Below are 19,172 nucleotides of genomic sequence, written 5' to 3' on the forward strand. Positions count from 1 at the left end.
TGTAACAAAAGTTATTTCTAATTACCCATCATATGCTTTAATTTAGAACGAACAATATTTTTTACATCAAAACGTTCGTTTATTGTTTCTGCTCCATGAGTTCCTATTTTCAGAGCTTCCTTAAAGTTTGCTTTAACCCACAACAACGTATTTGCAATGGCTTGTGCGTCTGCTGCTACCTCAATATAATCGACCCCCGATTGAAGCACAAGCCTATCGTTTCGAGGATTTGTAGACACTAAAATACAGCCTGTAGACATGGCATCCACCGCCGCTGTAGTGGGAAAGCCGTCTAGAGCAAATTGATCTTGCGAACTGCAGTTTACAAACACATGAGTTCTCTTATAGATGGAGCGCAAGCTTTCAGGTTCTAAGAGCCCATGATACGAATAATTGCTGTTCGTTAACAAGTGTAAATGATCCTGCCAATCACCTACAATATTTAAATGAAAATCCTCAGAAAGCATATTAAATGCCTGTATCAGCAAAGGAAAGCCTTTTCTGGGGTAATTAAAAGCACAAAAGGTTACCTCAATCGGTAAAGTTGGATGCTTAGGTGAATAGGCAAACAAGTCGGTATTTATTACAACTGGGTAGTACAGGCTAGAAGGAATAGCACCCAGCACTTCATCAATATTCGTGAAAATAGTTGAGCAATGTTTGGCTGCGTAGTTCAAAAATTCAATAGGAGTCCCTGGTTCTAGCCCCCCTCCAGGATATAGAGTACTATGAAGCTTAATTTTACGATCATCCAAAAAGGCTCTAATATTCCATGCCATATTGGATCCAGGCATATGCCTTCCATCGGGAAGACTGCATAAACCAAGCAAGCTCAAAGTGAGATTTAAAAATACACAATAAACATCCGTGATTCCTTGGGATACCGCTATATGCTGAAACTCGGAAAAAGGATAAACGGTTGTTGGAAATGTATCATGGTGAGGATCAGTGGCAAAAAATAAGGTGTCAGGTCTTTGAGCATGTATTTCCCTATTTTCCCAATAGCGGAAACCACTCAATTTCCATGGGAAATGTGTATCGATTACGGCAAGCTTGCGATGAGGAAATGGAGTTAATTCTGTATTAGATGACAAGTTTGCATGCCTCCTATAGTAGCTTTGATGGATATACTCAGAGAAATATATGGAGGAAAATTACAATATTTATATTGTATGCGGAAGTCCTGCACTGAATAACCTCAATCGACGTGTTTTATGGGGGAATTCATGAATCTAAATTAAGCCGAGTGGTCCTTTCTTCATCCGTGATTAATATTCCCTAGTTATGACCATAATTTAATTTAGTTAATAATTAGGGGACATTAAACTATGGATACGCTTATTCTTTATTTCGTTTGGATTGTTACGGCTATTCTATTGGTGATTTTCATCAGAAGAAAGAATTTATTGAAAGCACAATTAAGTTTCATGTTCATGCAAGTTCCAACTTGGTTATTCGGTACATTAGTTGTTAAGGGAAGGTTAATTGAATACCCTGTTGGTTTTCTTAGCGTTGTCTATAAAGCTAGTTTTACCTTTGAATATTTCGTTTTCCCAGCTGTAAGTGCCATCTTCAACGTGCATTTCCCTCGTGATAAATCATGGTTGATCAAAACGTTGTATACGCTTAGCTTCCCATCCATCATGACAGTAGTCGAGGTTTTACTAGAAAAGAACACCGATTTAATCAAGTATTTAAATTGGTCTTGGTATCTGAGTTTCATCACGATAACGATCACGTTATTATTATCTTATTGGTATTACCTATGGTTTTTTAAGAAAATGAAGAAAATAAACGCCGAAGATCTGTAGCGTATCTGTAGCGTCTTCCATAAGGAGGTTGATTATGATTAAGCGTTATAGTCTTGCATGTATGAGCCTAATCTTTCTATTAATTCTACCTGCATGCTTTTGGTCAAAAGATTCCGAACCTTCCTCCACGACATCGAACAGCATTACGCTGACTCCTTTTTTCGAGCCAAACAACTTCGATCATCCCGTTGGACTTGAGCATCGCGTTAACGCACCGCAACTCCTGTATATCGTAGAGCAGCCTGGTAGGATCATCAGCGTGAATTTGGATAAGCCGAAGGAAAAACCTGCACTTGTACTCGATATTACTTATCGCGTCAATGATAGTGGAAACGAACAAGGTTTGCTAGGACTAGCCTTTCATCCGAAGGATCCAACGTTAGCCTATGTGAACTACACGACAGAGACCCATACTGTCATCGCTCGCTACAACACGCTTCCTAATAATCCCTCTCTTCTGGATCCAACTAGTGAGAAAGTGTTGCTAACTTTCAAGCAGCCCTATCCGAATCACAATGGCGGTCAATTGGCTTTCGGGCCAGATGGTTACTTGTACATAGCGACGGGAGACGGTGGCAGCAGCGGAGATCCTCAGAACAATAGCCAAAACCTTCAGTCCCTGCTAGGCAAAATACTTCGTATCGACGTAAACAAGCAAGATCCTGGGCTTCTTTATGCAATCCCTGGGGACAATCCTTTTATTAACAAAGGAGCTAAGGAAATCTATGCCTACGGACTGCGGAATCCATGGCGATTCAGTTTCGATACCGTCACTGGAAAGCTTTGGGCAGCCGATGTTGGCCAGAATAGATTTGAAGAAATTAATCTCATAGAAAAAGGTAAAAACTATGGGTGGCGTATACAAGAAGGATTTGAATGCTATGAACCAAAAGAAGGCTGCAATAAGGCTGGCTTAGAGCAACCACTGTTTACCTATGGTCGTGATCAAGGCGTATCGATTACCGGAGGTTATGTGTATAGGGGCACGAAGCTCCCTGAACTATACGGTTGGTATGTGTACGCAGATTATGGTACGGGGAACATTTGGGCATTATCTCAACAAAGTGACGGAACGATCAAGAACCGAACTTTACTAGCATCCGGTTTGAATATTGCTTCCTTCGGCACGGACGCAGCAGGCGAGCTTTACCTGGCCACACAAGATGGAAAGATCATGAAAATCGTTTAGCATCTAGCTCTGCAAGAGGCGGAGCCTAGCCACGTATGTGGGTTTCCCGCCCAGCACCAGCCAAGCTTTGGCTTTTTATCACTAATCCATAGCGCAGTAACTCTTCGGTCACCACAGCGAGAACCGAGCAGAGAGAAGCCATTATTTTTACGCAACACTTCAGGAAAATGGGTAATCACACTAATCCCTTCTTCCAAGGTAAGCGGAGAACGATTTTCTTGAGCTATGATGGCCAATGCTGCGGTTGGTGTCACGTTTAATGTTCCTGTGCCAGTATCGATATCTAACAACAGATATGCCCTCCCATTAGGGAGCCCAATCCCCTCAATAGGTTGAAAGCGATTGATTTCCTCGACATCCATGCTACTAAAACCGTTCTTCCCTTCACGTTCCACTAGCTGCATCGCCCGCTCTGCATGTAACCAATCACTTTTAATCACAATGACAAAAGGAATCTTGCTTGACTGTGATTCTATTTGGTTTAGATGCATTTCTGAGATTCTATGCTTTAACGGTTCTAATTCCTGCTTAAATGCAGCTGCGGTTAATCCAACTACCTCTGGATATCCTTTAACTATTAGATTCACGACTTGTCGTTCGAACTCCTCATGCAACATAGGTCCGTGATTACCTCCTCAATGAAATGCTATATAGTTATCTTACAACATTAAAGCTAATTCAAAGGTTTGTAATTGGCTCGATGACCACCATTCGAACAAACGAGATGTATGCTGGTGCTGCTGTTCCTGCGTACACGGCATCGAAAGCCGCGCTGAATGCATGGACGGCGCAGCTATCCATCACACTCAGAGGAACAAACTTAAAAGTAAATGCCTGCCACCCAGGATGGGTAAAAACAGACATGGGCGGACCAAGCGCCCTCTTGGAAATCCATGAAGGCGCCGAGACTGCCGTATATCTGGCTACACTTCCTGCTGATGGTCCGTCAGGTGGATTCTTTCATAAATCGGAGCCTCTGCCTTGGTAGAATCCGTGCCCCTTTTCGCAGGTTGATCCTTCATATTCACCTAGTTGATGGATAATCCTTATTAGCCAGGATCTCCAATTGACCTAACGGACACCATTAGCGTTAGTTCCTCATCTACGTCTCTGCGCAAAAGCTAACGGACACAATCGTCGTTAAACGATCTTAATTAGCCGATAAAAACATGAAATCTGCGTAATAGCGACTTCTGTATCCGTTAGCCAAATGGAATGCCTAATTCCAGATAAATAATGTCATCTGTGTCCGTTAGCGATGAGGTGCGCTGGAGTAGCTTTGGAATTACTCTACACCAGTACTTGCATCTTTTTCAACGTCATCACCACTTCAATCAGAGCTCTGTAACTTCGAACAATCGCCGTACTCGAACCGAAGTTCATGACGATATGGGTTTCAGTTTCAGGATGGCTGAACATATGCGTTCCCAGTATCCCGCTGTGGCCCTGGAGCCTTGGTAACCCTCGGAGCAAGAAGAAAAACCCCTCGAAATGAATCTCCATCATACCCAACCCATATTGAATGCCATTCCTGAATTTATGTGTGAAGGTTGTCATGTCCTGTAACGATGCTGCATCCATGCATGTTCCATTCAAGAGTGCTTTCTGAAAAAGCAAAAGATCTTGCGGTGTCGTCACGATGCCTCCACCTGCCCAATCGCAGCTTAAACTTGGACACCGGCTGATTTCAACCTTGTTCAACCAAATATCCTGAATCGGTTCCGCTGGCGTATGTTTCGGCTGCGAATAGAACATCAAGTACGAATCATTCATTTGTAGGGGATTGAATATCTCAAAGTGCAGATTGTCGCTAAAAGTTTTTCCCGTGACACGCTCGATAATTCTCCCTAACAGGATATACCCCGTATCCGAATAATGAAAGCGCGACGCTGGAGGTCCAAGGCTTCGTTGATTTCTCCTCGTAAATTCAATCAAAGTTTCTGGTGTCCACCATTCCTGAGGATTGGCAACAATACGCTGCATAAACGTTGGCTTGTGGAAGACAGGGTCATCGAAATAGTCTGCCATACCCGATGTGTGCCCCAGCAGCTGCTTGATTGTCACTTGATTAGCGTAGTCAACATCACGATACACGAAGAGATTTTCCAACTCCGACGGTGACAAATAGGTCACTACCGGAGAATCTAATGCGAGTTTCCCTCTCTCAGCCAGCTTCATGATTAACACAGCTGTAAAAACTTTCCCAATACTTGCCGTATGAAAGGGCTGATTGGGTGTGATCGAAGCATCTTTATAGGCTGTTATTTTCCCTGCGGCATAACGATATGTAAATCCACTACTATCAATCCATACCTGTAATCCAGTCTGATGGCGGCTGCTCTTACGCAAATTCGTGAAGTACGAATCGAGATGCTTTGAGGCTTCCTCATTGCTCCATGATTTTCGAACAAGCATCGCTACACGGAACCTCCCCAGAACGAATTGTGTTTCCTAACGACCAATGTTACTATTAGTAATATAACTAATCGTATTGTAAGGACAAGTCGTATGTCAACACGAATAAGGAGACTCGCTATATGGAATTCGTCATTCTCGGTTTATTGATTTTGAAGAATCAGACGGTATATGAGCTCAACAAAGCATTTCAACAAGGCATCGCCTTGTTCTATAGTGCCAGTTATGGCAGCTTGCAGACGGCTTTAAAGAAATTACTTCAACAAGGTGATATTGGCTATGAGGAGCAGGTAGATCGCGGGCGAAACAAGAAAGTGTACATCATCACAGACAAAGGTCGAGGAGCTTTCTATACATGGATGGGATCGGAGATACCAACAAGCAGGTTAGAATCTACAGCCCTAGCTAAAGTGTTTTTTCTGGGATTAATTGAGTCCACCCAAGATAAACGTTACATCTTACAGCAAATCATTTCACAGATTGAAAAGGTTGAAAATGAACTCCAGCAAATGGACAAAGGGCTCCAGAACGTTCAGGTTCCGGCACCCTATGCAGATATTCTTGCTTATCAGATCAAGACACTTGATTATGGGATCCGTTCTCATACTTTTGCCAAGGAATGGTTTGAAGCCCTGCTTGCGGATCTCCCCCCTCACACACCCTAACCCGTAATCAACTACACGTTGACTTTTCTAAAAATGACACTCTCATATCCGTCCAGCCACAACTCAGACGAGTCATCCGCAAACTGGTGCTTGCCCGTCCCTGTTCGATAAATCACATTTTGCCAATCATGGATATCAAGCTCGTCTAGCTGGCTATCGTCAAATCGAACAACTACCGCATCTGGCGATAAATTAACAACAATCATATAGGTATCACTCTCATACTGCCTCGCAACCGACAAAACCATGTCACCCGTATTACGGATAAACGTCAGTTTCCCCTTCCAAAATGCGGGATTACTTGTCCGAAGTTGAATGAGAAAAGCGTAGTGTTCAAACATTTCGCTATCAAATTGTTGCCAATTCAGGTGATATTCATCGAATAACGACGCCCATGTTGCCAAGGTCGGCTCATTAAACTCCTGCCCCATCATTAAGCATGGAACACCTTCTAACGTAAGCAAAATCGTAGCTGCGGGTCCAGCAAGTTTTTCGCCTAAATAGGAAGCTATTCTGGACTGTTCTTTCTCCTCGAGCCAACTCATTCTAAGCGCATGTTGAGGGAAGCTGTACTTAAAAGAGTTATAAATGGACATGAACTCCTGTTGAGTGATCTTTCTATCGATCCAATCGCGAATGAGAATGCGCAGCTTGCCATCGTAAGTCAAATCGCAGGATTCCAGATGATGGTACTCATCGTAGGACTGTGAAATGAGGATGAGATCCTCTTTTACCACTTGCAGAGCTTGCTTGATTTCTGTTAGAAAATCATACGGAGTAATGTCCGAATCGTCCAGTCGAATACCATCAAAATCAAATGCAACAACCCAATACTTCATGGCCTCAATGACGTAGCTTCGCATATCACGATTATCAAACTGTAGTCCTGCGAAATAGGAACGATTGGGTACATCGTAATACAGCTCATTTTGTTCCGTACGTGTGAAAAAATCCGGATTACTTGTAGTCATGATATGATCCACACTCGTTCTGTTCAGAACCCAATCCAGAATGACCCTCATCCCGTTCTCATGCGCTAAGCGGATGAATGCTGCTAGTTCCTCTTCCGTTCCAAAGCTTGGATCAATACGATAAAAATCCTTCACAGCATACGGATCACCATACTTACCAATCCTACCTTCAAGACCCACTTCGTTGAAGGGCATTAGCCACAGCGTGTTTACCCCGAGTTTTTTGAAATAGGTAATGTGATCAGCCAATCCGTTAAATCCATACGTAGTAAATGCTCGAATATGAAGTTCATAAATCACAGCTTTCTTTATCCATTCTGGACTAGAGAGCGCCTTATAATTGTCATACATATATCCGGGTTGTTCCTCTGAAATGTCATTTGTTCTAATCAGTACATCGCCATGCTCCGTCACCGTGATCGCTGAATTATTTTGCCCATCTTCCGATACACTCGGATTCATGGGATCTAGTATCCAGTTATCCCCATTCACGACGAATTTATAGAGATGCCTCCCCTTCGGGATCGGTAGTTCAAGCTCCCAGACGTTCTCCCCTTCGATTTGACGCATGAAGTTCCTATCGCCATTCCAATTGTTAAAAGTCCCTGCAACCGCGACACTTTCTATCTGGCTATCCGTCGCAAACGTGAACCGTACACCTTGTGATCCTTTTGTGGGAAAATGAGACATGGATGTGAATCTCCTTTAGTTTGTATGATGCGATCGCTTACTCCTCCTCACATCGTAGCGTTTATGGCATAACCTGCCAATGTCCGTTTCTACTCAGTTATGATGCGATTATGTTCCATTTCGTCCATCCTGCATATGTTAATGACTTTGGCGCAAACTAAGATGTCTTGCCTAACCCAAACAAACTTGGAGGAGTGATGTTCATGCGCGAGGGATTGATTCCTGCTGTTCTTGGAACTGTCGTTTCTGCATCTGGTGCTACTATGCTAAAAAGCAAATATAAGCTTCTTGGTGTCGGCGTGCTCGGCTTTGGTGTTGCTCATGTGATTCTAGGAGCAATCGATTTGGTGGAACATCGTTAGGTTGGTAAGATCAAGAGGGAGGTCCTTAGGGGCCTCCCTCTTTGCATTATTAACTTTCGAGCTCGATGATAAAGGCGCGTTTAACTAAGCTAATTTCGTTCCAAACTGCTTTACTTTCTCCAACCATTTGGCTCGCTTCTCTTGTGAGGACGGCTTTACTGGTCCTATCTCCGTTAGACGTACTGGCGTAATCCCGCAGAATTGCAAAATATTGTGCTTCATTACACGATATCCCGCATGCCTATTGATCCATCGACTGTACCAAGCAGGTGTATCCGTTGTCACAATGAGATGTGCCGATTTACCTACAAGCAACTTATCCCAAAGCGCGGACTTCTCTCGATATTTGAAAGCGAAGCCAGGTAAAAAGATACGATCAATGAATCCCTTCATTATCGCCGGCATCGCGCCCCACCAAGTTGGATAAACGAAGACAAGATGATCAGCCCAGCGGATAAGCTCCTGCGCATGCAGTAAATCCGCCTCGAGCTCTGTACGCTTCCGATAACCAAACTGCAGATTCGGATCAAACGTTAAGGAATGAATATCAATCCTCTGAATGTCAACTTTATTGTGTGAGACCCCTTCGATATACGCATTCGTTAGCGCTGCACAATAGCTTTGCGGATCCGGATGTCCATTAATGACAAGAATATTCGATTTCAAGATGATTTCCTCCTTATTTGCGACTATAATCAGCATAGAATGAATGAGATTTGATTGGAATGATGAAACACGCAAACCAATTGCTGATTCACGCAAAGGAGGGATTTTCAACTTGAAAAGCCAAGGTGTTGCCATTTCTATGGTGTATCCCATTATGAAAACGGTGGTGCAAAAAGGCTTTGATTCGGAGCAATTTCTCCGGTATGCATCCTTCGACGCTAGTCTTCTCCAAGATGTAGAGGCACGCATCTCAGGCGAGGAATTGGAGCGATTAACGATAGCCGCGGCCCATTATACGCAGGATACGCATTTCGGCTTACATCAAGGACAGATCATGGAATTCGCCGATATGGGCATCCTTGGCTATGTTATGATGCATTCCCAATCCGTCGTCGATGCATTAAAGGCTTACCAGCGATATAATGTGCTGTTATGCAGCGGATTTAATTTGGACTGGGACGTGGAGGGCGATGATGTACGGATATCCATGTTTCTACAACATCCTGGGCAGGGACAGATGTCCCGTCATTGTATCGAAGATATGGCCAGCTCATTATTCCGTTTGATCGGCAGACTCAGTAACCGTGTAATCCCGCTTCTGGAGGTCGCATTTCGTCACGAAGCAACGGCAGATTTAACTCCTTATCACCCCGTATTTGGGCGAATCCCCAAATTCGCTTCGAATAGCAATTATTTGCGTTTCAGCAAGGATGTGTTGCATTACCCCGTCCTCTATTCTGACGCTAAGTTACTGAGCATATTTGAGAATATCGCACAAGAAACTAGACAAGAGCTCACACAAGCTAGCCGATTTACTGAGCAAGTTGTCCAGTGGATACGCACGTGCATGCCATCCTATTTCCCATCCTTGCAGCAAACGGCAGATTTCCTCCAAATGAGCGCACGCACTCTTCAACATAAATTGAAAGAAGAGAATACGACATATAACGATCTCTCCATTCAAGTACGTAAAGAATTAGCCATGGGCTACCTTAGCAAATGGGAGTTCTCCGTTGGGGACATCGCTTATGTGCTGCATTTCTCTGAGCCTAGCGCCTTTCAAAATGCCTTTAAAAAATGGACTGGCTTAACGCCTGGACAGTATCGAGCCACGATCCAAAGTGGACAAATACGCGTGAATGGCTAAGCGGGGCTGTTGTGTTAAATTAAACAAATGCTAGGGACGACGCTTAATTTTCATACAATCGTAATATTCAAACAAATGGTGAGCTGCGACGCTTCTAGGGTTCTAACTCTTGTGGCGTCGTTCGATTAGTCTATTTACAAACCGATGGTCTGTTTGTATAATGAGGTTATGGATTATTTTCCAAAAGACGGAGGATTGTGCCTATGAAGAATGAGGAACGCAGAGAAATCACCACACGTAAGCTCCTCGAAGCGACGAAAGCGCTGTTGAAGGAAAAAGGCTGCCACGCGATCACGATGAAAGATATCATGATTCAATCATCGCTATCCAAAGGAGCTATCTTCCATTACGTGAAGAGTAAAGACGAAATTTATGCGATGGTGCTGCACGAGCGACTCGAAGAAACGAATACGAAATTCATGCAGGAGACGGAACACGCTGCCAAAACCTTTGATGGACCGATGCAGAGCATCGCTCATAATCTTATCGCGCTAGAAGATCCTCATGATATCACGAATAAAATACTCAAGTATTTACTTGGTAAAGAAGATGATCCGACCGTTGCGGATGTGCTGCAGCATTTCTATGAGCGATCCGTGTCATTTGCTAAGAACTGGATCACAATTGGTCAGCTTCATGGTGTCATTATGGAAAACGTTAACCCGGACCAAACAGCTGAAATGTTCGTCCTGCTTTCCCTTGGATTACGTGTCCGTTCATCTTTTGCCTCTACAACCTCGCAGATCTCTACTGAGGTTTCTACATTTATGTCCACCATTTTGAAAGACCAGTCCAGGTAAGATCCTAAGGAGGTATTCGCATGGCACCTTTTATTGCCTTGATGTCATCATTTCTACTTTTTTGGGGAATCGGTTCTCTCGGGTGGTCATATTTCGATGATTGGCACACCGCGCTGCAAGGCGCAGTCGCTGTCATGTTTCTGCTTACAGCCTCCGCACATTGGGGTAAAAGACGTCCAGATCTGATTCGGATGGTCCCTCCTGCTTTCCCAAGACCCGCCTCAATCGTAACGATTACGGGCTACTTAGAAATTGCCGGTGCCATCGGGATACTGATTCCCGTTGTGTCACTGACTGCCTCGATCGGTCTATTGCTCCTGCTGCTCGCAATGTTTCCCGCTAACGTCTTCGCTGCCCGCAAGAAATTGACGATTGGCGGCAAGCCTGTGCCTCGGTTGGCGGTTCGGATTGTACTGCTGCTCGTTTTTATCGGAGCTGTTGTGTTGGCATCGCCATGGTTTGCGCAATAGATGTAATGTGCGATATCAGCTACGATGCGCATGAATTCATCCATATCTGTGATACAATACCTAATAAAAGGAGCTGCTGACATGCAAAAAATCTCGCCATTCTTATGGTTCGACGGCAATGCCGAAGAAGCAATGAACTTCTACACTTCCATATTCAGCGATTCCCACATTGAAAGTATTAATCGCTCTGGGCCTGAGGGAAGAGTTATTTCAGGAACATTTTTGCTAGGTGGGGTGCAGTATATGGCTTTAAATGGCGGGCCTCATTTCAAATTCACCCCTGCCCTCTCGCTATACGTAAACTGCGAGTCGCAAGAAGAGGTCGACACCTATTGGGAAAAGCTGTCTGAAGGCGGCATGCCTCAGCGCTGTGGTTGGGTACAGGATAAATTTGGCCTGTCTTGGCAAATCATCCCGAGTACCCTAGGGGAATTACTCAATGCCGAAGATCGCGTGAAAGCGGCTCGTGTGATGAACGCGATGCTCGGCATGCAGAAGATTGACATCGCCGCGCTTAAGCAAGCTTACGAAGGATAAGTACGAAAACAATAGCATGCAATGAAAGGGAGCTAAGCAGCGTGTTTTCGCTTAGCTCCTTTTTTTACAGCTGTAGCGGGGGCGCTCACTCCTGCACTGTAACGATGAAAAACATCGTTACAGCAGCGTCAAATATCACCACCCTTGCACTAATTACAAACTTAAGACAGCCCTCAATTTGGTGACAAGGTAGGAGCTGTTTTAAGTTTACGTTTGACTGAGAAGTCGATTTTCGACCTCTCGGATGCGGGTTGAAGCGAAGGAGCTACTGAGACTGCGATTTCGGACGTCTCACGCGATATATTCGATAATCCAGCTAATTTGTTTAGCTGAGAAGTCGATTTTCGACCTCTCGGATGCGGGGTGGTGCGAAGGAGCTGCTGAGACTGCGATTTCGGACGTCTCACGCGATATATTCGATAATCCAGCTAATTTGTTTAGCTGAGAAGTCGATTTTTGACGTCTAGGAGGCGGGGTGGTGCGAAGGAGCTGCTGAGCCGTAATTTTGCATGCTTTGAAATATCATCCCGTGGTAACGCACTTGCGTGTCACCAAAAAACAGCAAAAAGAGGGTCCCCTGCCACCTACACGGCTTTCGGGGAAGCCCTCTTTTTCGCGTAATGCAGCCTACTTGCGCTGAGCTTCAAAACCGTCGACTAACACCTTAAGCCCGAACAAAAACTCTTCATCCCAATTGACTGCTGTCGTATACGACAACAGCCGAACAAAATGGGGATATTGTTCTGCAGAGAGCGATTGCATACGTGTTGCTGGGGTCTCTTCGATTTTATCTGAAGGCTCGACGGGTGCCGCGATTGCCATTAAGCGGTTTTCTTCATCGACGAAACTATAGATGAAGTTCTTAACCATGCTGGCGAACCATGGAATGTGCGGATCGCTGAAGCCCGATTTGGCGAATAATCGATATAGAAACTCGATATGCGCCAGCCGCTGGGGGCTCCCTGCCATCGTAGCGTTCATGATGGATATCGCATCTCGATAACGATGCAGCACGGATCGAAAATGAAGCGCCCACTCGCGAAGCTGCTCCTGCCAATCGAGGCTTTCATCTGGAAAGCTCACGTCAGAACTAATTTGCTCGGCGAGAAGATGCATTAATTGCTCTTTGTCCTTGACATGATAATACAGAGAAGCTGCCTTAACGCCAAGAGAATCTGCAATTTTACGCATGCTAATAGATCCTAACCCCTCATCGCGCAGCATTGTTAGGACAGCTTGAATGATACGTCCACGATCTAATGGGGTATGTATATCGGATGCCCCTCGTTTTTCATCTGCCCCCTCCGTTTGTATGGGATGAATTCGTCTACGCGCCATGTTCGACCTCCAATTTCTCTTGACAATTATACCACAATACATTAATCTAACATCATTAAATTATTATTCTAACATCGTTAGATAAAATCCGAAAGGAGTTGTTCTTCATGACCAACAACCAAATCGATCCTTTATTCCGAAAAGCAGAAAAACGGCTATCCGATACTTGGAAATCGGTCTACGAGAATAAACAAACTGAACTCATTTCAATGTTCAACGCGTATGGGGATCGTGCGTACGGTGTCTGGATTCAAGACTTCATGGCACACGTTATTGAACCTTTCCAACAAGAAGGCTACCAGGTTAAAGCTGGTTTTAATCGTCACAATTCGGTCGAGAACTGGGGTCCTCCCGAAGAGCGTGAGCGCTGCGCTTGGTACCTCATACATGATCATGATGGCACGCCCATCGGTACACTGGTGCTTCAGATTTATCATTCGCATCGTTCCTTTTTCGTGCCGCGGGCACCACAGCTACTTTTGCTACAAGTCACGGAAAGAGATGATATCTTATCGGCTTTATCCCAAGCCAGTACACGTGTGAGATGGGATCGTAAAGAAGTACGTAATCTTTCCCAAGAACCTCACCAGATAACGCAATGGGAATACGCCACGGATGTCTCCTTGGCCGATTGTCTTGGAAAATCAGAATCCGAACATAGCAGCTGGCCACTGGATGAAGCGTTATCCCACTGGGGACGTTATGGTTGGGAACTTGTCACTGTGACGCCAGCGGACGGGAAAATGATTGCTTATTTCAAACGTCCTATTCGCTCTCCCTAATTTCCGGCGCATTTGACGCGCAAATTTACGAACCATTATTATCATCGAAAATGCTGTAGCCGCTGGAGGTACGCTTTATAGTGACCCTAACGATCTCGGTTTCATGTATCAGCACAGCTTCCAAGATCTTGACGGCCATCAATGGGAATTATTTTGGATGGATCCGAACGCTGCGAATCAATAAGCTAACAGGAGGTAGTGGGAGAATCTCACACCTCTTTTTTTTGCCTATCTGGCTTCTGGCTTCTGGCTTCTGGCTTCTGCCTATCTGCCCCTTCCCCTATCGCCCTCCATTCGCCTAACATTGACCACGCATATTCTTTGTTTTATACGGCATATTCTTTGAAATACTACGCTCCCCCCTACTCTCTCTAGCAGGATAAGAGTCATCGTTGTATGATAGAAGAGATTACTAATCCTAGAAGATGAGGTTAATGGTGACATCCATGATGAAACTTCGCAGTCCAATCAAGACATTGCGTGGAAAGATTCTGATCTCTTTGTTTTTCCTGATTATCCTTCCAGTTGTGACCATTCTATACCGGTTCTATAAGTCTTCTGAAGATATTGTACAAATTCAGCTCAACCAATCCAATCAAGCCGCCGTATCCCAGAAAGCCACAGCCATGAACGAGATGGCCGTTCGCATGATCACCGCGTCTAGTCTCATTATTAATGATCCAGAGACGGAGAAATTTCTGAAAGAGCCTGCGGATTGGTCCAATAACTACCTCTCCTTCATTAAGCTCACGAGCCTGCAGAAGAAAATGTCCAATGTCAAAGACCTACTTCTCGACAGTACTACGCAGCTTGGGATATACGACAACAGAGGGTTTACACATACCACATGGTCTGCCGTCACACCAACGAATGTCCAATCCTTCTACAAGGAAAGCTGGTACGAACCAACGCTGCGGCGCAATGGCTTCCCTTACTGGACGGTTCCCTACTCACTTCCTTCATCCAATAATAAACAAGATCTGATCGTTATGACGAGACAAATTAATGGCGAATATACGAGTAACTATGGTGTGTTTTTTATCAGCGTACCGATCCCAGTTTTCTTCTATCCGAACGCCGAGATCCAGCAGCAGCAAGCTTCAGGCATAACCTCTGTCCTCGTCGATGAAGACCAGAATCTCTTAATCGGTGATCGTGCGGCTGCAGATTTGTTGGCGAATCATGCCCTTCAGAACGTTCGTACCAATGTAAATGGCATTCAAGAAGTGAAAATCAAAGACCATCTCTATTTTATGAATGACGCTTACGTACCACAGCTAGGTTGGCGGCTAGTCCAATTCATGAATCAGAAGGATTTTGCCACACAGCTTAGTCGGGAAAAAGACAAATCCATTACCTGGGTTGTCGCTTGGTTCCTTCTATTTGCCATCGCCTTCATCATACTCATGCTTCGTGTAACGAGTCCTTTCAAACAATTGGCCAAATCCATGACCAAGGTAGGTAAAGGGGAATTTAATACGCTGGTTACGATAAAAGGGGAAGACGAAATTGCCCTGCTTGGCAATAACTTCAATCGTATGGTGCTGCATCTGCAAGATCTCATATCCGACTTATATGATGAGCAGCGGCGCAAGCAGAAAGCCCAGTTCCAAGCGCTTCAAGCGCAAATTAATCCGCATTTTCTACTCAATACACTCAATTCAATCAAATGGATGGCGCTGCTTTCTGGCGCTGATCATATCAGTGAAATGATTACTAAACTGGGTAAACTGCTGAATTTCACCATGCGGAATGAACAAGAATTCGTCACCTTGCAAGAAGAACTCGACTATTTACAAGTGTACTTATCTCTCCAAGAAATTCGATATCATGATCAAATCACATTTACTTCTCACATTCCGGAAGCGCTGCTTGATTGCGAAGTATTAAAATTCACGCTGCAGCCAGCCGTAGAAAACAGTATTATTCATGGCAATCGGTTCCCGCTTCTTATCGAGCTCCAAGCTGAAGAAGTTGGTGGGAATCTGCATATTGTGATGCAGGATAACGGCGTAGGTATGAGTATGGAGATGATTGAGCAAGTCGAGTCTTCCCTGAATCAGCCACACGCAAAGTTCAGCGGCATCGGAATACGCAATGTAAATGAACGAATCAAGCTCCATTTTGGCATACAGTACGGTATGCAAATCTCAAGTGTGGAGGGCGAAGGCGTCCGACTACTACTGGTGCTGCCTTTGAAAAGGAGGAATACAGATGCTGAGAATTCTGATCGTTGATGATGAAATCCTTGTGCGCATTGGCTTAAAAACGATCATTCCGAGAGATAATGAAGAGTTTCAGGTCATAGGCGAAGCTGCTAATGGGTTGGAAGCTTTGAAAATATTAGAATCGCAGGCTTGCGATGTCGTACTTACGGATATTCGGATGCCGGAGATGGACGGGCTTGTATTATTAAAACAGATCCGTGAACGCTGGCCGGCGATCAAATGCCTCATTTTATCCAATCATAACGACTTCAACTATGTACAACAGGCATTACGCCTAGGTGCCATCGAATATGTCACGAAATTAGAAATCAATCCCTCCGAACTCATGGAGAAGCTTGGCGCAATCAGGGATCAATTACAACTGGAGAAGCAAGGCCAGAATGCGAGAACGCAGCTGGAGCAGAAGGTGAATCAATATAGCAACGAGGTCAAAGAAAAACGGTTGCGTGAGCTCCTCCAAGGCCATGTTTCCCGTGGGGAAATCGAACAAGTATGGCGAGAATTCCAACTGGAGCTATTCACTTCCCCCTTATCAGCGGCGGTGATCCAGATCGATTCTTATGAGGAATTGACGCAAAATAACCGTTTCCAAAGCGATCGTCTTTTGACATACACGGTGAAAAATGTCCTCAATGAAATTCTCAAGAAGTATGGCAATGGCGAGCTGGTCGAGATGGCAGTTGGAAAGTTCTGTGTCCTTACAGGCCAAATCAACGCGAACATGTTGGTCGAAATGCAGAATGCCGTACAGGTTTTCCTGAAAATTTCACTGGCTATCGGTGTGTCTCCTTCCTACGAGGATACATTTGCTCTGCATCAAGCCTATGAAAAAGCAGATCATGCCTTAAGCTACCGATTCTACTACGGGGGCTCCTGCATCGTTTATTATGATCATTTACATGTATCTCCTTCCACGTTATCTGAACCATGGCAGGAAGAAGAATGGATGAAACGTATCGAAGAAGGTGACGAAGTCGGCTTACGTGAGAAGATTACCGCCTGGACAGAGGAGCTTTGCCAGAATAAGAATATCCCTCCTGCCCTATTGCGAGAGCAGTGGCTTGGTCTGCTTCATATTTTCGCACGTTGTTTGAAGGCGGAAGGCGGCGATATTTACTCCGTTACCCTTCATGAGCAGCAGTATCCGTACCATGTTATTCGCAATGCTGAAACCTTGCAGGCGTTATCCGCCTGGTTCATCGGATGGCTGCCCGTCTTTCTGGCGTACAAGCGTGAGCATGGAAAAGAGAAACTCCGACCGGAGATTCAAATGGTGATTCGCCAAATTATGGAGAAGTATAATTTACCCCTCAAAGTAGCTGATTTAGCTAGTACCGTTGGTTATACTGAAAATTACTTGAGCATTTTGTTCAAAAAAGAAACCGGCAAAACAATCACCGATTATATGACGAATGTTCGGATGAAAAATGCCCGCGAGCTGCTCAAGAATCCAGATTACAAAATTTTCGAAATTTCTGAGCTCATCGGGTATGCTGATCCGAATCATTTCAGCCGCAGTTTCAAGCAAATGGAAGGCATGTACCCGACCGAATTTCGAAAGCTCGTCTTCGGCCATCGAACATCATAGAATAATGCTTACTTCGTAAAGAATACTCCGTGTCTTTTTGGGAAAAATTGCATTACGATTTAACTACCAAAAGAAAAGGGGATGAACAAATGAAAAAAGTATTTGGCATGGGGGCATCAATCGCCCTAGCTGTAAGCGTTCTCGTAACCGGTTGCTCCAAAACACCTGAAGCTTCACCTTCCGCAGCTGCGTCCGTCGCACCTGCAGCAACAGTGGCAGCGGCTACGCCTACACCTGAAGCACAGAAACCAGTTACCCTTAAATTCTGGGGAGGCGTTCCGCCAGAAAGCGGGCCACAAGATGCCGTCGATGCATGGAATAAAGCGAATCCGACAATTAAAGTGGAATATACACGTTATGTTAATGACGATCCAGGCAACCTAAAGCTCGAAACTGCTCTTCTATCTAATACAGATGCACCTGATATTTACATGAACTACGGTGACGCCTATATGACAAAACGCCAAGCTGCTGGCATGGCGGAACCACTAGATGACCTGATCGCCAAATCGGGCTTTGACGTTGAGGGCATTATCGGAGCGGCGAATATCAAGAAGTTCGCTGACGGTAAATATTATTATTTACCAGCTAATAAGAACTTGGGGGCTGTGCTTTTCAATATGAAAGCGTTAGATGCCGCCGGCGAGAAACTCCCAACTGCTTGGACTTGGGACGATTTCAGTGCAATGGCTACCAAACTTAACAAAGGGGCTATGAAGGGTACCATGCTGGATCCAGCTCTAGGTTGGTTCGGGGATACCGTTCTACAAACAGCCAAACCGCAAGACTGGGTGATCGCTGCAGATGGCACATCCAACTTCAATAGCCCAGCTATGAAGAAAGGCTTGGAAATGCAGAAGAGCTTGGAAGACAAAGGCGTCATGATGAAATATTCCGAAGCTGTAGCTGGTAAAATTACCGTACAAAATGAACTTCTAACCGGCAAAGCTGCTATGATGGCTTCTCAAATTTACATCATCCGCTATATTAAGGACATCAAGAGCTTCCCGCATGATTTCAAAGTTGCATTCGCTCCTTATCCGCAATTTACGGCAGGCAGCAACATTAATCCAGGCGGCGGTATGGGCGACTATATGTCCATTAATAAAAACAGTAAAAACAAAGAAGCATCCATGAAATTCATCTCTTGGTACTTACAAGAAGGTAATATGGCCATGGTGCCTGGCGGACGTATTCCAACAAGCAAAAAAGCTGATCCTGCGAAAATTGCCTCCATCCTCATTGGCGATGCGAAAGATCTGATTGATGAAGCTTCCTTGAAAGCACTCTTAGCTGGAAATTACACATTCCCTACTTCCTACAATGTACCTGTTCCAACTGAACTAAGAGCCATCTTTAAAGATGAAATGGAGAAATACCTGCTTGGGGCTCAACCGCTTGACAAAGCTTTGGAAACGATGAAAACGCGTGCGGATACGACGATCAAAGGCGCCAAAAAATAAGGCAAATTCATTCTCAGTCACTTGGAAACCTCCGGCAGATTCTTGCTGGA

General features: G+C 44.7%; 19 protein-coding genes. 13 read left to right on the forward strand and 6 right to left on the reverse strand.

All coding sequences use genetic code 11. The annotated features are described in order from the left end of the window. Positions 1-17 precede the first annotated feature (17 nt). Entirely contained in the window at positions 18-1,094 is a 1,077-nt protein-coding gene (locus tag L6I86_RS07040; protein ID WP_236285864.1) for a glycosyltransferase, read from the reverse strand. A 234-nt stretch (positions 1,095-1,328) separates the two neighbouring features. Between L6I86_RS07040 and L6I86_RS07045 the strand changes: the two genes are divergently transcribed. Continuing rightward, the gene (locus L6I86_RS07045; RefSeq protein WP_236285865.1) at positions 1,329-1,811 is read left to right on the forward strand and encodes a CBO0543 family protein; all 483 of its coding nucleotides are present in this window, start codon (positions 1,329-1,331) and stop codon (positions 1,809-1,811) included. Positions 1,812-1,845: 34 nt separating this feature from the next. Next, on the forward strand, positions 1,846-3,000 hold the full coding sequence (locus tag L6I86_RS07050) for a PQQ-dependent sugar dehydrogenase (protein WP_236285866.1): 1,155 nt from the start codon (positions 1,846-1,848) through the stop codon (positions 2,998-3,000). Here the strand turns inward: L6I86_RS07050 and L6I86_RS07055 are convergent. Further along, positions 2,997-3,617 (reverse strand): DUF5701 family protein, encoded by a 621-nt coding sequence (locus tag L6I86_RS07055; protein WP_236285867.1) that lies wholly within the window; start codon positions 3,615-3,617, stop codon positions 2,997-2,999. The genes L6I86_RS07050 and L6I86_RS07055 overlap by 4 nt on opposite strands. An 83-nt stretch (positions 3,618-3,700) precedes the next feature. Here L6I86_RS07055 and L6I86_RS07060 point away from each other — a divergent pair, with 83 nt between their 5' ends. Continuing rightward, positions 3,701-3,988, forward strand: a complete 288-nt coding sequence (locus tag L6I86_RS07060; protein WP_236285868.1) for an SDR family NAD(P)-dependent oxidoreductase — start codon at positions 3,701-3,703, stop codon at positions 3,986-3,988. 302 nt (positions 3,989-4,290) lie between these two features. On the opposite strand, the gene L6I86_RS07065 is transcribed toward L6I86_RS07060, so the two are convergent. Beyond that, a complete protein-coding gene (locus L6I86_RS07065) occupies positions 4,291-5,415 on the reverse strand; it encodes a serine hydrolase domain-containing protein (protein WP_236285869.1) in 1,125 nt (374 codons plus the stop codon). A 122-nt stretch (positions 5,416-5,537) separates the two neighbouring features. On the opposite strand from L6I86_RS07065, the gene L6I86_RS07070 reads away from it, so the two are divergent. Further along, entirely contained in the window at positions 5,538-6,080 is a 543-nt protein-coding gene (locus L6I86_RS07070) for a PadR family transcriptional regulator (protein ID WP_236285870.1), read from the forward strand. A gap of 11 nt (positions 6,081-6,091) precedes the next feature. Here L6I86_RS07070 and L6I86_RS07075 read toward each other — a convergent pair whose 3' ends face one another. After that, positions 6,092-7,741: an alpha-amylase family glycosyl hydrolase gene (locus L6I86_RS07075; RefSeq protein ID WP_236285871.1), complete on the reverse strand. Its 1,650-nt coding sequence runs from the start codon at positions 7,739-7,741 to the stop codon at positions 6,092-6,094. A gap of 203 nt (positions 7,742-7,944) precedes the next feature. Here L6I86_RS07075 and L6I86_RS07080 point away from each other — a divergent pair, with 203 nt between their 5' ends. After that, complete coding sequence (locus tag L6I86_RS07080) at positions 7,945-8,103, forward strand: hypothetical protein (RefSeq protein ID WP_056616564.1); 159 nt, start codon at positions 7,945-7,947, stop codon at positions 8,101-8,103. An 84-nt stretch (positions 8,104-8,187) separates the two neighbouring features. Here the strand turns inward: L6I86_RS07080 and L6I86_RS07085 are convergent, their stop codons facing one another. Further along, positions 8,188-8,769, reverse strand: coding sequence for an NAD(P)H-dependent oxidoreductase (locus L6I86_RS07085; protein WP_236285872.1), 582 nt, complete (start codon positions 8,767-8,769; stop codon positions 8,188-8,190). A 112-nt stretch (positions 8,770-8,881) separates the two neighbouring features. Between L6I86_RS07085 and L6I86_RS07090 the strand changes: the two genes are divergently transcribed. The 4 genes from L6I86_RS07090 to L6I86_RS07105 all read left to right on the forward strand — a co-directional run bounded on the left by L6I86_RS07090 (position 8,882) and on the right by L6I86_RS07105 (position 11,723). Then, on the forward strand, positions 8,882-9,916 hold the full coding sequence (locus L6I86_RS07090) for an AraC family transcriptional regulator (RefSeq protein ID WP_236285873.1): 1,035 nt from the start codon (positions 8,882-8,884) through the stop codon (positions 9,914-9,916). Positions 9,917-10,119: 203 nt separating this feature from the next. After that, positions 10,120-10,716, forward strand: a complete 597-nt coding sequence (locus L6I86_RS07095; protein WP_236285874.1) for a TetR/AcrR family transcriptional regulator — start codon at positions 10,120-10,122, stop codon at positions 10,714-10,716. Between the two features lie 20 nt (positions 10,717-10,736). Continuing rightward, positions 10,737-11,186: a DoxX family protein gene (locus L6I86_RS07100; protein WP_236285875.1), complete on the forward strand. Its 450-nt coding sequence runs from the start codon at positions 10,737-10,739 to the stop codon at positions 11,184-11,186. A gap of 81 nt (positions 11,187-11,267) precedes the next feature. Then, the gene (locus L6I86_RS07105) at positions 11,268-11,723 is read left to right on the forward strand and encodes a VOC family protein (RefSeq protein ID WP_236285876.1); all 456 of its coding nucleotides are present in this window, start codon (positions 11,268-11,270) and stop codon (positions 11,721-11,723) included. A gap of 627 nt (positions 11,724-12,350) precedes the next feature. Here L6I86_RS07105 and L6I86_RS07110 read toward each other — a convergent pair. Then, positions 12,351-13,061, reverse strand: coding sequence for a TetR/AcrR family transcriptional regulator (locus tag L6I86_RS07110; RefSeq protein ID WP_236285877.1), 711 nt, complete (start codon positions 13,059-13,061; stop codon positions 12,351-12,353). Between the two features lie 107 nt (positions 13,062-13,168). Here L6I86_RS07110 and L6I86_RS07115 point away from each other — a divergent pair, with 107 nt between their 5' ends. The 4 genes from L6I86_RS07115 (at position 13,169) to L6I86_RS07130 (ending at position 19,122) form a co-directional block, all read left to right on the forward strand. Further along, positions 13,169-13,843, forward strand: a complete 675-nt coding sequence (locus tag L6I86_RS07115) for a DUF6022 family protein (RefSeq protein ID WP_236285878.1) — start codon at positions 13,169-13,171, stop codon at positions 13,841-13,843. A gap of 446 nt (positions 13,844-14,289) precedes the next feature. After that, entirely contained in the window at positions 14,290-16,080 is a 1,791-nt protein-coding gene (locus tag L6I86_RS07120; protein ID WP_236286334.1) for a sensor histidine kinase, read from the forward strand. Then, positions 16,058-17,659, forward strand: coding sequence for a response regulator (locus L6I86_RS07125; RefSeq protein ID WP_236285879.1), 1,602 nt, complete (start codon positions 16,058-16,060; stop codon positions 17,657-17,659). Before L6I86_RS07120 ends, L6I86_RS07125 begins: the two co-directional genes overlap by 23 nt. Positions 17,660-17,748: 89 nt before the next feature. Beyond that, complete coding sequence (locus tag L6I86_RS07130) at positions 17,749-19,122, forward strand: ABC transporter substrate-binding protein (RefSeq protein ID WP_236285880.1); 1,374 nt, start codon at positions 17,749-17,751, stop codon at positions 19,120-19,122. Positions 19,123-19,172 lie beyond the last annotated feature (50 nt).

The sequence above is a fragment of the Paenibacillus allorhizoplanae genome (assembly GCF_927798215.1).
Classification (GTDB): domain Bacteria; phylum Bacillota; class Bacilli; order Paenibacillales; family NBRC-103111; genus Paenibacillus_E; species Paenibacillus_E allorhizoplanae.